The sequence below is a fragment of the Sulfuricurvum sp. genome (assembly GCF_049277495.1).
GTDB lineage: Bacteria > Campylobacterota > Campylobacteria > Campylobacterales > Sulfurimonadaceae > Sulfuricurvum.
The window spans coordinates 79,960-92,577 of record NZ_JBASYM010000008.1 but is presented as its reverse complement, the minus strand read 5'-3'; the positions used below and the strand labels follow the sequence as shown (position 1 = coordinate 92,577).

The window sequence follows — 12,618 nt, the reverse complement described above, 5'->3', positions numbered from 1 at the left end:
AACCGTTACAAAAAGGTTACGAAATTATTACGGAATTATGCCCGTTACTCTCTTTGATAACACTTTATGGGATAAGATTTAGTGATGACGATGCAGGTATCAAGGGGCATTTAGCCCTTTGATTAGGAAAGAAGATTAGGGTAATAGGGTAGCTTTGATAATTTTTTGGGTTTGCAACGGCTTGTCACCGCTGCGTTGGCCGTTCGTTTGGACATTGTTGAGTTTGCCCAGCGTATCCATGCCGGATACGACACGTCCGAAAATTGTGTGATAGCCGTTGAGCCACGGAGTCGGTGCCGTCGTGATGAAGAATTGGCTTCCGTTCGTACGAGGGCCGGCATTGGCCATGGCCAAAATTCCTGCTCTGTCAAAAACGACACCCGATTTAAATTCATCTTTAAACGGTTTTTTCCAGATGGATTCACCGCCTGCACCGGTGCCGGTCGGGTCTCCCCCCTGAACCATAAAATTTCTAATGATCCGGTGAAAGGTAAGACCGTTGTAATAACCGTTCTTGACATGGGTTGTAAAGTTTTCGACCGCGAGAGGGGCAACATCTTCATACAATTCAAGGGTAAGATTACCCTGTGTGGTTTCAAGGATGACCCGAGGGTGTTCAGCGGCAAAACCGAGGACAGAGATTAGCAATAAAGCAAGAATAAGACGCATTAAGACTCCTGTTGGCGTGGTGTAAAGGTAAGACAGACGGAATTCATGCAATAGCGCAATCCGGTCGTTTTAGGACCGTCGGGAAAAACGTGTCCCAGATGGGCATCGCACGCCGCGCATAAAACTTCGGTACGGATCATTCCATACGCCGTATCTTTTTTTTCTTCGAGGGCATCAGGGGTGATCGGAGCATCAAAGCTCGGCCATCCGGTACCCGAATCAAATTTGGAGGAAGAATCAAAGAGCGGTGTACCGCAGCAAACGCAGCGATAAATACCGTCTTCTTTGAAATCGGCATATTCTCCGCTAAAAGCTCTCTCCGTCCCATGTTCTCTGGCAACATGATAGGCTTCCGGTGAGAGGAGACTTCGCCATTCGGATTCACTTTTGACAATTTTTGGCATTCTGTTCTCCGTTAGGATTTTGAGTAAGAGATTATAGTGGCAGTTTCTGACGCACGGCTTAGCGGATAGGTATAATCTTGAGAATCGTCTGATGTAAGAAGAAACAGGTGCGGTGCATATATACCGCTGATACAATCGGTTGTTGCCATGACAAGGTCATCAAGATCCTGAGTTTGCAGACTGAAATTGAGGGTCAGTACACGGGAATTCAGGTGTAAATATTCATCAATAGGTTCTTTGAACAGGGACAATAAATCCGGATCAGGGAAAATAATGAGAACATCCTTCAGGTTACCTTCCATCAAATGTTTCCGAAGTTCAGATAATAATAGGGAGAGAAGATTCTCTTCATCGCATCTAAGCTGCAGCGGTGTAATGGATTTTTGATACGAATAGGGTAGCGGAACATTGGTTTCGGAGGCCGGACCTTTTGTAGTCGAAGTCAATAGGTAAATACGGTTTCCCCGCTTTTGCTTAAGCGTTTCAATAAAGCTTTGCTCCATCCGGTAAACATCATCACATAAAACGGCAGTCGCTTCGTGAAAAGGTTTAAACGTTTCCAAGTCTGCGGGAGGCGGAGCAAATGTAATGCGGGTCAAATCGATAGAGAGAGCACCGTAATACATCAGGGAGACGAATTCATTGCGCAGTATTTCAGAAGCTAAGAGGGTGGGCGCGATCACAAGGATCTGCTCTTCGGGATTGGTTAAGAGCATGTACATCGCTTTGCGGATAAGCAGGGTGCTCTTTCCGCTTCCATATTCTCCGAAAAGGGTGGTCTGCCCGCTAAGGGGCACGGACAAAAAGTAGTTTTCGTGCGGAGAGAGAAGCGCACCTGCCGGATTTTGCGATGAGGGCATGATGAAGGTATACGATTGCAGCGTCCCGATAATCTTGATACCGGAGAGGGGGGTGTTCAGATACTCCCCGATTGAATGGAGTTTGTTTCTAATCGAATCGACACTTTCATTGGCAAAGAGGATACGGTTTTTAGGCAATAGCTCGTGAAAGGAAAGATCCAGTCCGTCGAATTCACTTTCAGTCAGATTTTTCATCCAAATGAAACGATGAACGGGGGTAGAATCAAACGACAATACATCCTGAAGTTTGGAGCGTATTTTAGACTCCATGGTTTCAAGGTGGGTTGTGGCAGGACGTTTTGATTGCCGTGTTGCCCGTTCTATGGTTGAATTCTCAAGTTCCGAAGCTTTCCAATCGAGTGTTTCACCGACGAAAATACCGAAATGAGGAAGAAAAATGAGGGTATCGATTACCGTAATGGTTTTTTGATGGAAAAGTTTAAAATCATGAAAAAACTTTCCGCCTTCTTTAATCGCAAAAATTTTTAAAGAGGTATTTTCATCGGCAGTATTGAAAACGGGCTGTTTTTTCGGTGAGGGAATGAAGCGTGTTAAAAAAGAGAAAAACACTATTATCCTTTCCCCGTAATCTCGTATGAGGGCACTATTTTTTGGTAACGATTATAACCAATTTTCAGTGATACAATGTAAACGATGATGGATTAAAAGGAGAAGTCTGAGAGAGGATAACTCCCTCAGGAAGAAAGAGGAAATTACTTACCGGCAGCTACGCTGTCTTTAAGACTTTTGCCCGGTTTGAATTTAGGAACCATTTTATCAGCTGTGCTGTAAGTTTTTGTAGTTCCTGGAACTTTACCGCTTTTCCCTTTTTGAAGAGAAGATGCGAAACTTCCGAATCCAACCAATGAAACTTCTTCTTTTGCAACAAGAGCTGCAGTTACTGCTTCTGTGAAAGCTTTAATAGCTGTTTCAGCTTCAACTTTTGTTTTGTAACTACCGCTTTTTTGAACCAACTCTACGAATTGCGCTTTATTCATTTATTGCCCTTGATTTAGATATGCGAATCACACTTGAACTTCCCATCCGCACGAGTACGTAAGGGATAAGTGGTTTAGCCGCGAATACTTTAATATTTCTTACCTTAATTTTTTCTTCTTTTTTGCATTTTGTTGAAGAGTTTGGTGATTTTGTGGTTTTTTAGACCGTTTTTTATCCAGATTCTCGGAGATTGGGTAAATAAGAGGGGGGAAGCAAACTTTTTGCCATCCATTCGTTTCGAGAAGTTTTTGCTCCAAACTGACCATCGTTGCATCAAATTTTGAGATGAAGAGATCGATAAAAATACCTCTTCCAAGCCGATTCGCTCTTGTTCACTCAAACTGCTCATGATTTATCCCCTAACTTATTTATTTTTCGTACGACTCTGATGATCTCATCATCTTCCAGCATCCCTAACATATCAAATACCGCTTTGGCGGCTTGGGGTTTGGCGTTCCCCAGTCTCCAGTCTTGATACGTTCGCATGGAAATTCCCAATTTGGCGGCCATCTCTTTTTGGGAAATCTTCTTACCGTTGCCCTGTGCCTCGACGGCATTGTGAAGAAGATTAAAAAGATCACTCATTTCCATTACTCCATTGTAGTATTCTTTTCTTAAAATAAACATTAAAACGTATATAAAACGATTAATACTTGATATTAAACGAGTAATAATGTTTATATAGGATACAAAAACATATAAAGCATAATTTATACCAACTATTATATAAATATAAATGTATTAAATATACGGAAAAGCGTATATATTATTATAAAATTGTTGAGTTGATTGCTAATGAAGATAATGCAATGGAGTAGCCGGGAGGATGAATAACGGTATTTAGATAATGATTTTAGGGGGTGGATTAAGGAAGTGAAAGAGGAAACGGGGAATGGACCCCCATAGAAAAGTTAAGAGAGAAAATCGGTGTAATCGTATTTTGATAGATCTACGTAGAATTCACCCTCTTTTTGGATAACGCGTACATCGCTTCCAAACGCGAGCTCAAAACGGCGCTTGACCCCTTTTCGCTCTTCTGAGCCCATTCCGATGAACTTTAGGTAGCGTTTAAGTTCGATAACACCGTTGGGAATCGAAGGTGCATGGGTGACTCTCGCGGTTATATCTACATCGTGGACGGCATTTTCCTGTGAAAGAAGGAGTTTGGTGTTGATGACTTCGAGAAGATTTTTAAGCTGCTCATCTTTAGCGGTATAAATCTCTTTGATCCGTTCGCGTTCCGCTATGAGCATATTCTCTTTATCGTTAACCAAGCGGTCGACTTTATTCTCAAGCTCTTTGATTTTGAGTTTGAGCTGCTGATTCTCTTTTTGATAGAGGGCAATAATCATCCCAACGGTTGTTTTTTGTGGAGCGGGTGCGGGAGCTTTGGCGCTTTGGGCGATTTCTTGCCGCTTTTCCTCATCCAAAGAACTTCGGGGGACGATGATGTAGGTGACCCCGCCCTCGATAATATAGTTAAGCCGTTTGGTCCGCAGCTTATTTTGGATCATCTCTTTGGACATTTTAAATGTTTTCGCATATTCTTCGACAGTAAAACGCACACATCCTCCTTATGGGATATTAGTATTGTTATCTTACCAAAAAAATCATTGTCTCAGATTATCGTTTTTTTTGGGGTATGCTCCAATCTTGTTTCGGCGGGGGGATGATTCCTCCCTTGCGCATCCAGATCAAGTAGCCGTTACGGGTTATGTTGTGTTTGTCTTGAAAGGTATGGAGAGAACTGTGCCGAAATTCGCACGCTTCCAAAAGGGCATGAAAATCAGGGTTAAGATGCAAAAATTCCTGAAGTATTTCATAGGCGCGATCGGAAATGATGACGGTGCTGATGATGAGATTTTTGATCTCGATGTATCGTGCGCATTCGTTCAGCCCATCCCCCACAAAATTTTCATGTCCCAGGATATCTTCAAAACGGTGTACTTTCCCGGTATGCACCGCAACCCGAATCCCTTTAAAATAGGGGAATTCCTTGGCGATCAGATCCGAAAAATGGATAAATGAAAGTCCTAAAATCGGACCGAACCCTTTTAGACTCGGATGCAGGATACAGTAAAAACCATCTCCCGTCGGGATAATCCCCTGGAGCATTTTTTCCATGGGAATACCGGAAATCTTGACCATTTTGAGGATCATTTTCTTATAGGTTAGAGAAAGATAGGAGATAATTTCCAGCTGCTCATCCATGGTGAGACGGGAGAAGTCGATGATATCGATGAGGACAATATCGGTATCGATTGCTCTTTTGCTCATGTTTAACCCATTCTTTCTTAGATACTCTTATTGTAGTCTAAATTCGCTGAGATTGTTTAAAACTTGGGCGTATCGGCATTAAGAATGTTTCCAAAATGTGTTACTATTTCCGAAAATATAGATTAGGGTATTCATATGCAAAAAAGAACCAAAATTTTAGCAACCGTCGGTCCTGCTTCCGATACGGTAGAAATGCTGGCTGCCTTGATCAAAGCAGGGGTGAATGTATTTCGCCTGAATTTTTCTCACGGCACCCATGAGTATCACTCCCAGGTTTTATCCAATATCCGTCTTGCCATGAGGGAAACCGGATTGCTTGTCGGGGTACTGCAAGACATCAGCGGCCCGAAAATCCGGGTGGGTAAGCTCAAAGAAGATTTTTACCTGGACGAGGGAGATCGGCTGGATTTCCATTATGAAACGATGGAAGGGGAGAAACTCGGCGAGAAACATTATCGGCTCTCTCTGAACCAAAGCGATATCTTGGGGTTGTTGAATGTCGGCGATGCGATTTATCTCTACGATGGCAATATCCGGGCCCGTATTGTTGCTTCAAGCGAAGAGTTTGTTCAAGCGGTCATTGAAAACAAAGGTAAGCTCTCCTCTAATAAAGGGGTCAACTTTCCCAATACCCGCTTGGGGATTGATATTCTGACCGAAAAAGACAAAACGGATATCGCATGGGGCGTGGCGAATGCGGTCGATTTTATGGCGATCTCTTTTGTTCAAAACGGCCAGGATATGATCAATGCACGTGAGGTGGTCCGCTCATGCGGCGGAGAAGTGCAACTCTTCGCGAAGATTGAAAAATTTGATGCGGTAGAAAACATTGACGAGATTTTGCGTTATTCGGACGGATTGATGGTCGCTCGCGGGGATTTGGGAATAGAGGTTCCCTACTATCGTGTCCCGACGATTCAAAAAATGTTGATCGACAAAGCGAATGAACACTCCAAGCCGGTGATTACCGCAACACAGATGTTATTGTCGATGACGGAAAAAGATTCGGCCACCCGTGCTGAGATCAGTGACGTTGCGAATGCCGTATTGGACGGGACGGATGCGGTAATGCTCTCTGAAGAGAGTGCGGTCGGACATAATCCCGTGTTGGTTGTGGAGACGATGGTCAATACGATCCAGGCGATTGAAGAGATCTATCCGTTCGGTAAATTTGATTTCGGATATGACGATTCGATGGACGTGGTGAATGAATCCGCGGTGCGTTTGGGCGATTCGCTGAAGGCCGAGGGGATTATCGCAATGACGACATCGGGACAATCGGCAAAAAAACTTTCCCGCTATCGTCCGAAAATGACGATTTATGCCGCAACGCACGAAGAACGAGTTGCGAGGATTTTGACAATCGTGTGGGGCGTCGTTCCGGCATACCTCACCAAAAAAGGGCGTTTGGAAGAGATGCTGAGCGATATCATCCACAGCGGAATCTCGCGCAACATTATTGACAAAAACAATACCTATGTGTTTACCGCCGGATATCCGATCGGAACACCGGGTACAACCAATGTGATCCGTATTCTCCGTGAGAATGAACTCACCTTTTTCGGAGAGACGAAGCCGCAGCCGGTTAAGGCTAAAAAAGTCGGGGAAAATACGGTTCCAACCCTTTTTTAAGAGTGGACTGAAAATTGCTTTTTATGCTTCGAGGGGCCTAACGTTTGTTTCGTCACATTTCAGCCCCTCGAAACCTCTCTCCTTTACGCTACAATTTCATCCATGAAAACCGATACCGTATTTACCAAGCCTATCTCCAAACAATTTGAGTTCGATGCCGAAGTGGCGGCTGTCTTTGACGATATGCTGCTCCGTTCCGTTCCGTTTTACAAGGAATCGCAAGCTCTTACCCGCCGATTTGCCATTAATGCGCTCACGTCAGGAGGAGTCGTTTATGATCTTGGCTGTTCAACTGCTTCGCTGTTGTTAGAGATTGAACGCTCTGTCGCGAAAAACGGTAATGTCCGATTGGTCGGCATCGATAATTCTCCTGCCATGATCGAACATGCCCGCAAAAAAATCGAAGCGTACCATTCTTCGGTCGAATTGTACGAAGGAGACATCCTTCAGTTCCCGTATGAGAAAGCACAAGTGATCATCAGCAACTATACCTTACAGTTTATCCGCCCGATGGTGCGGGACACTCTGGTCCGGACGATTAGTGATACACTGAATGAAGGGGGCGTTTTCCTTTTTAGTGAAAAAGTAGTGAGTGAAGACCCTAAGCTTAATAAAGAACTGATTGATTGTTATTATGATTTCAAAAAAGTACAGGGATACAGCGAATATGAGATCGTTCAAAAGAGGGAAGCTCTTGAAAATGTTCTTATCCCCTACACGATGAACGAAAATATTCAAATGGCTAAAAATAACGGGTTCAAAACGTGTGAAGTACTTTTTAGATGGGCGAATTTCGCAACATTCATTGCGATAAAATAGTTTTTATTCAACGCTTCCGCGTGTAGGATTTTGTGCCGGTTGAAGGGCATTTTTTATATCTTTATACTCTACAAGGTTTTTATCGCACTGCTTGTGATAATACCCTTGTGCATCATAATATTCTTCACAATCATTGTAATAGCGCAGACTGACGCCGCGATCATTAAAACACCCTGCGAAAACCATCGGTAATAAAATTAAAAAATAGTGACGTTTCATACGGATATTGTATCTTATCTGGCTTTAAAGCCGTCCTTGCTTTTGCAAAAAGGCTGTAAAAAACACTCCGTGTCACATTTCGGGTTTTTAGCGGTACAGATATACCGCCCGAATAAGACCAACCCCTGATGAAGCTGATGGAGATTGGTCTTAAATTTTTTGACGAGTGTCGCTTCCGTAGCGGTGGCTGTCGGATCATCGCTTAAGCCCAAGCGGTGGCTTACCCGAAAGACATGGGTATCGACTGCCATCAGATTAGCCTGCGTATATTCGATGAGAACGACATGTGCCGTCTTTTGTCCCACCCCTGCCAACGTCACCAGCTCTTTTTCATCCAAGGGAACTTCACCGCCGTACACGTCAACAATACGTTTTGCCATGGCGATGAGGTTGATGGCTTTGTTGTTAAAAAAAGAGCAGCTTTGGATGAGGTGTTTGACATCGTCAATATTGGCTTCGGCAAGGTCTTTAGGGGTTGGATAGGCCTCAAATAATGCGGGAGTGATCAGGTTGACCCGTTTATCGGTACATTGTGCGGAGAGTGCCACGGCGATGACTAATTCATAAGGATTGACGTAGCTGAGTTCGGTCACGGCATCCGAATAGCGTTCCAAAAAGGCGGCTTTTATTGCTTCAATTTCTTTTTTAGTCGCTTTTTTCATCCGCTGAATCCATTTTTTTAGGGCGTATTGTAGCATGATCGAAAAAAAAACATGAGTGCGAGTTTTTTGTGTTACAATAAGCGATTTCCATGCAAAATTGATTAAGGAGACAGCTTTGGGGTTACTACGTAAGATTCAAAAGTTTTTTAGCGACGATACAGAACGCTTTTCCGTAGAAGGGGAGCAAAATATTAATAAAGAGCTTTTTTATAAAGTATTAGACACCGATTCGGATCCCTTGCTTTTCTTTACCAAAGAGAACGGATGGATCGGTGCGAATAAAGCATTTTTTGATTTGGTGCCGATTCAGAATATTGAAGAATTACGTAGTAAACATGAGAGTATCCGGGAACTTTTTGATCATGAAGATGAAGAGGTCTTTACCGAATACGACAAAAGCTGGCTTGATTATTTACGTACCCATTGTCCTAAAGGGTACGGATTAGGAATCATCGATCAATCCGGGAAAATGCATGTGATGTCGGCAACATCAACGCTGATACAAGAGGGGGGGACCGATCTTTATCTGCTCCGTTTGGAGGATCAGAGCAATCTTGTCGACCTCAAAGCCGAAGTCGTTAAAGTCGAACAGCTCAAAAGCAAGTTCCTGGCCAATATCGGACATGAATTCCGTACACCGATGAACGGAATACTAGGCTTCGTCGATCTCCTCTCCAAAACTTCCCCCAGTGATACCCAGCTTGAGTATATCCATTCGGTGCAGGGTTCGGCACGCAACCTGATGTCCAATATTGAGAACCTCCTTGATTTGGCACAAATGCAAAACGGGCGCTTGAACATCAGCAAGAGTGAGTTCAATATCGTTTCCGAAATGGAAGAACTTGCCCGAGGATCGGTTTCTCTTGGCGCGGATAAAGGGGTCGGAATTTTATTTTTTATTGATCCGAAACTGCCGACGTATGTGACGGGGGATATCCGTAAAATCAAACAAGTCATTACCAATCTTTTTAATAATGCGCTGAAGTTCACCCAATCGGGAGGACGGATAACTATTGAGATAAAACTTCTCAAACGAAATACGACGGGAACGTGCAACATCGGTTTTACCGTGAAAGATACCGGCAAAGGGATCAGTAAAACCGAGCTCAGCTATATTACACGGCCGTTTGTGTCCGGGGATCATGCCGATAATCGTCTGGGGGTCGGATTGAGTCTTTCTCACGGGTTGATCTCCCTGATGGGCGGAGAACTCAAAATTACGAGTGACGAGGGAAAAGGATCGTCGTTTAGCTTCGCGCTGACGTTGGAGGGTTCATCCGATCATGCGATGCAGATGATTAATGCCCACAGTGTCAAAGTGGTATTGATCGATGAAAAGCGGCTTGATGATGCGAATCATCTCACCAACTACTTGCGCAGTTTCGGTGTCAGCGTCACGAAAACACAGATGATTGACGAGTCGATATTTACCAATACCGAGGTGGTTTATTTCGTTGCATCCCAGGAAAAGAGTGAGTGGATGATGCCGCTTGCACGAATGAAACGGGAGTGTAAGACGGTCCTTCTTTTGGATGAGCATGAACGTCTTCAGGCGAAAATGCTCCATGTGATCGATATGCCCCTCTCTAAACCGTTGCTTCCTACCTCATTGTTGGATCACCTGAGCGAAGCTTTGGGTATCGTGAAAGAGGCCCCTGCGGTGGTTCCTCAGATTCAGCGTGGAGTCAGTGCCTTGGTTGTTGAAGACAATCTTATCAATCAGCGTTTGATTAAATTATTGCTCAAAGAGTATGGGATTGCCGTTATCGCCGTTTCCAACGGTGATGAAGCGGTCGAGATATGCCGCGAACATACGTTCGATATCGTCTTTATGGATATCGACATGCCGATCAAAGACGGTATTCTGGCAACCCAGGAAATCAAAGCCGAAGAGGGGCCTGGAAGAGTCGGGCGCATGCCGATTATCGCATTAACGGCATTAGCTATGGAAGGGGATCGGGAATACATTTTGGGACGAGGCCTGGATGATTATCTTTCCAAACCTCTGACGCGTGAAAAACTCGAGTACGTTCTTCATAAATACTTACACGTTAAGGTATAGGGAGTCGATATGGTCTATACAAAAACTTTTGAAAAAGATTATGCCCATTTGATAGGGATATTCACTTCGTGCGCTCATTTACACTCTGATCCGATGATTTATACGGATTTAGCGGGAGATTTGATCGGTTGTAATAGGCCATTGATGGAACTTTTAAATGTTGGGACATTGGAAGATATCGCGCCGTTGCACGAGTGGTTCAATCCTCAGGGGGTCGATCTCGCGTATCTTCTCTCCAAATCGGGAGATTATCGCGGAAAGATAGAGTCCGGCGGAACTACTTATGATGTTTCGGTGAAATCTGAGATCCTGTTGCTTGAGGATTATCCGCTGATCGGTGTGGTATTCCGAGATACGTCGGTCATTGAGAGAGCTCGAGCGGCCGAACGGTACTTTGAAAATTTCAAAAAGAAATTTTTGACCAATATGTCGCATGAATTCCGCACCCCGATGAATGCTATCATCGGTTTTACCGATCTCCTTAAAAGTTCTCCTTTGAGCTCCTGGCAGCAAGAATATGTACAGATGACGAGCCGAAGCGCCCAGTCGATGATGCGTAATATTGAAAATCTTCTTGAGATGATGCAGGTTGAGAGCGGGAGCATCCATACCAACCTGGCACTTTTTAACCCTCTGGAAGTGTTTGAGAATTTCTCTCAGCAATTTTGTGATTTGGCTGACTCAAAAGAGATCGGATTGATGTTTTTGATCGATCCGCATTTGCCAAAATCCATGATCGGCGATCAGGATAAAATTCTTGCGATCATGCGCAATCTCATCCAAAACGGTATAAAATTTACCGAAGAGGGGGGGCGTGTTCTTGTAGAGATCCTTATCGTTAAAGAGGAAGGGAACTTTATTGAAGTCGAATATGCGGTAAGCGATACAGGGTGCGGTATTGAACAAGAGAAAATCAAAACGCTTCTCCGGCCGTTCGCCTCTGCCTGGGAAAACCAGCGTCGCGGGCAGGATGGTCTGGGAATCGGGCTAAGCCTCAGCCATAAATATGTAGATATGATGGATTCGCATTTAATGCTTGCTTCTGAAAATGGAAAAGGTTCGCGGTTCTCTTTCCGTGTGACCCACCAGCTCAATGAAGAAGGGACATTTGATTTTATCGAAGGAACCCGGGCCGCAGTCTATGTCCAAAGTCATCAGGTCTCCGCTCAGGGAGCGTTGTTGTTGAAATATCTTGAACTGTTCCATGTTCAAACGAAAGTGATTCACGATCTTATCAACCCTGTTCTACATGAGAGCGATGTCCTCTTTTTAGATATACCGCATATCGCCAAATCCCAGATTGATGCCATTAAGTCAACCTATGCAAAACTCGCGGTAGTTCCGATTATGAAACTTGATTACGGAGAGAAAGCCGATGCACTAATCGATTCCGTTGCGTCGATTGTGACATTGCCGATACTTCCTAGCTCACTTCATAAGACATTGGCGGTTATCTGGAATACCATGCCGAAAGAATATATTTCACGCAGTCCGGAAGCTCAAAGCGTCCCTCGGGCGGAGAATATAAAAATCTTGGTGGCCGAAGACAATCTCATCAATCTTAAACTGCTTGAAACGATCCTGCTCCAGGAACATTTCCGGGTCGTGGCCGTTGACAACGGTCAAAAAGCGGTCGATGCATATCTGAAAGAGCCTTTTGATCTGGTGCTGATGGATATCGATATGCCGGTGATGGACGGACTGATGGCCAATCGGCTGATCAAAGAGATTGACAAGCGCGATTCGAGAGGATTTGTTCCGGTGATCGCGTTGACGGCACATGCACTGATCGGTGACCGTGAACGGATTGTAGCCGCAGGATTGGATGCCCATTTGGCGAAACCGATCGATAAACATTTCCTTTTGCAGACCATGGACCGCTATTTAAAAATTGCCCAGCAAAAGCGTCAGAATAACATCGTTTAATATTGATTGTTTTTTGCATACTATACTGACAAATGTATTATAATGCCGAAATCAAATCCCTCCTAAGAAGAGGGAAAAATACAAGGATA

The 12,618-nt window shown here is 44.1% G+C and carries 13 protein-coding genes; 4 read left to right on the top strand and 9 right to left on the bottom strand.

Going from position 1 to position 12,618, the window contains the following annotated elements; translation table 11 throughout:
* Positions 1 to 135 precede the first annotated feature (135 nt).
* From WAO38_RS01870 to WAO38_RS01840, 7 genes are all read right to left on the bottom strand, one after another.
* Entirely contained in the window at positions 136 to 669 is a 534-nt protein-coding gene (locus WAO38_RS01870; protein WP_422233797.1) for a peptidylprolyl isomerase, read from the bottom strand.
* Positions 669 to 1,073: a peptide-methionine (R)-S-oxide reductase MsrB gene (gene msrB / locus WAO38_RS01865; RefSeq protein WP_422233796.1), complete on the bottom strand. Its 405-nt coding sequence runs from the start codon at positions 1,071 to 1,073 to the stop codon at positions 669 to 671. Before msrB ends, WAO38_RS01870 begins: the two co-directional genes overlap by 1 nt.
* An 11-nt stretch (positions 1,074 to 1,084) precedes the next feature.
* On the bottom strand, positions 1,085 to 2,503 hold the full coding sequence (locus WAO38_RS01860) for a hypothetical protein (RefSeq protein WP_422233795.1): 1,419 nt from the start codon (positions 2,501 to 2,503) through the stop codon (positions 1,085 to 1,087).
* Between the two features lie 143 nt (positions 2,504 to 2,646).
* On the bottom strand, positions 2,647 to 2,931 hold the full coding sequence (locus tag WAO38_RS01855) for an HU family DNA-binding protein (protein ID WP_422233794.1): 285 nt from the start codon (positions 2,929 to 2,931) through the stop codon (positions 2,647 to 2,649).
* Positions 2,932 to 3,277: 346 nt separating this feature from the next.
* Positions 3,278 to 3,523 carry a helix-turn-helix domain-containing protein gene (locus WAO38_RS01850; RefSeq protein ID WP_422233792.1) on the bottom strand — a complete coding sequence of 82 codons (246 nt, stop codon included), beginning with the start codon at positions 3,521 to 3,523 and terminating at the stop codon, positions 3,278 to 3,280.
* 320 nt (positions 3,524 to 3,843) lie between these two features.
* The gene (locus tag WAO38_RS01845) at positions 3,844 to 4,497 is read right to left on the bottom strand and encodes a hypothetical protein (RefSeq protein WP_422233790.1); all 654 of its coding nucleotides are present in this window, start codon (positions 4,495 to 4,497) and stop codon (positions 3,844 to 3,846) included.
* 58 nt (positions 4,498 to 4,555) lie between these two features.
* Positions 4,556 to 5,209 carry a hypothetical protein gene (locus WAO38_RS01840; RefSeq protein ID WP_422233788.1) on the bottom strand — a complete coding sequence of 218 codons (654 nt, stop codon included), beginning with the start codon at positions 5,207 to 5,209 and terminating at the stop codon, positions 4,556 to 4,558.
* A 135-nt stretch (positions 5,210 to 5,344) separates the two neighbouring features.
* On the opposite strand from WAO38_RS01840, the gene pyk reads away from it, so the two are divergent.
* Together pyk and cmoA are read left to right on the top strand one after the other, a co-directional pair.
* Positions 5,345 to 6,841 carry a pyruvate kinase gene (pyk, locus tag WAO38_RS01835; protein WP_422233786.1) on the top strand — a complete coding sequence of 499 codons (1,497 nt, stop codon included), beginning with the start codon at positions 5,345 to 5,347 and terminating at the stop codon, positions 6,839 to 6,841.
* Positions 6,842 to 6,943: 102 nt separating this feature from the next.
* The gene (gene cmoA / locus WAO38_RS01830; RefSeq protein ID WP_422233784.1) at positions 6,944 to 7,660 is read left to right on the top strand and encodes a carboxy-S-adenosyl-L-methionine synthase CmoA; all 717 of its coding nucleotides are present in this window, start codon (positions 6,944 to 6,946) and stop codon (positions 7,658 to 7,660) included.
* A gap of 3 nt (positions 7,661 to 7,663) precedes the next feature.
* On the opposite strand, the gene WAO38_RS01825 is transcribed toward cmoA, so the two are convergent.
* On the bottom strand, positions 7,664 to 7,879 hold the full coding sequence (locus WAO38_RS01825) for a hypothetical protein (RefSeq protein ID WP_422233782.1): 216 nt from the start codon (positions 7,877 to 7,879) through the stop codon (positions 7,664 to 7,666).
* Between the two features lie 14 nt (positions 7,880 to 7,893).
* Positions 7,894 to 8,541 carry an endonuclease III gene (gene nth / locus WAO38_RS01820; RefSeq protein WP_422233780.1) on the bottom strand — a complete coding sequence of 216 codons (648 nt, stop codon included), beginning with the start codon at positions 8,539 to 8,541 and terminating at the stop codon, positions 7,894 to 7,896.
* 115 nt (positions 8,542 to 8,656) lie between these two features.
* Between nth and WAO38_RS01815 the strand changes: the two genes are divergently transcribed.
* On the top strand, positions 8,657 to 10,603 hold the full coding sequence (locus WAO38_RS01815) for a response regulator (protein WP_422233778.1): 1,947 nt from the start codon (positions 8,657 to 8,659) through the stop codon (positions 10,601 to 10,603).
* A gap of 9 nt (positions 10,604 to 10,612) precedes the next feature.
* Complete coding sequence (locus WAO38_RS01810; protein WP_422233776.1) at positions 10,613 to 12,529, top strand: response regulator; 1,917 nt, start codon at positions 10,613 to 10,615, stop codon at positions 12,527 to 12,529.
* Positions 12,530 to 12,618: the final 89 nt, after the last annotated feature.

Coding starts and splice junctions, on each gene's coding strand:
- WAO38_RS01870 (WP_422233797.1), bottom strand. CDS start 669: ATGCGTCTTATTCTTGCTTTATTGCTAATCTCTGTCCTCGGTTTTGCC.
- msrB (WP_422233796.1), bottom strand. CDS start 1,073: ATGCCAAAAATTGTCAAAAGTGAATCCGAATGGCGAAGTCTCCTCTCA.
- WAO38_RS01855 (WP_422233794.1), bottom strand. CDS start 2,931: ATGAATAAAGCGCAATTCGTAGAGTTGGTTCAAAAAAGCGGTAGTTAC.
- WAO38_RS01850 (WP_422233792.1), bottom strand. CDS start 3,523: ATGGAAATGAGTGATCTTTTTAATCTTCTTCACAATGCCGTCGAGGCA.
- WAO38_RS01840 (WP_422233788.1), bottom strand. CDS start 5,209: ATGAGCAAAAGAGCAATCGATACCGATATTGTCCTCATCGATATCATC.
- pyk (WP_422233786.1), top strand. CDS start 5,345: ATGCAAAAAAGAACCAAAATTTTAGCAACCGTCGGTCCTGCTTCCGAT.
- cmoA (WP_422233784.1), top strand. CDS start 6,944: ATGAAAACCGATACCGTATTTACCAAGCCTATCTCCAAACAATTTGAG.
- WAO38_RS01825 (WP_422233782.1), bottom strand. CDS start 7,879: ATGAAACGTCACTATTTTTTAATTTTATTACCGATGGTTTTCGCAGGG.
- nth (WP_422233780.1), bottom strand. CDS start 8,541: ATGAAAAAAGCGACTAAAAAAGAAATTGAAGCAATAAAAGCCGCCTTT.
- WAO38_RS01810 (WP_422233776.1), top strand. CDS start 10,613: ATGGTCTATACAAAAACTTTTGAAAAAGATTATGCCCATTTGATAGGG.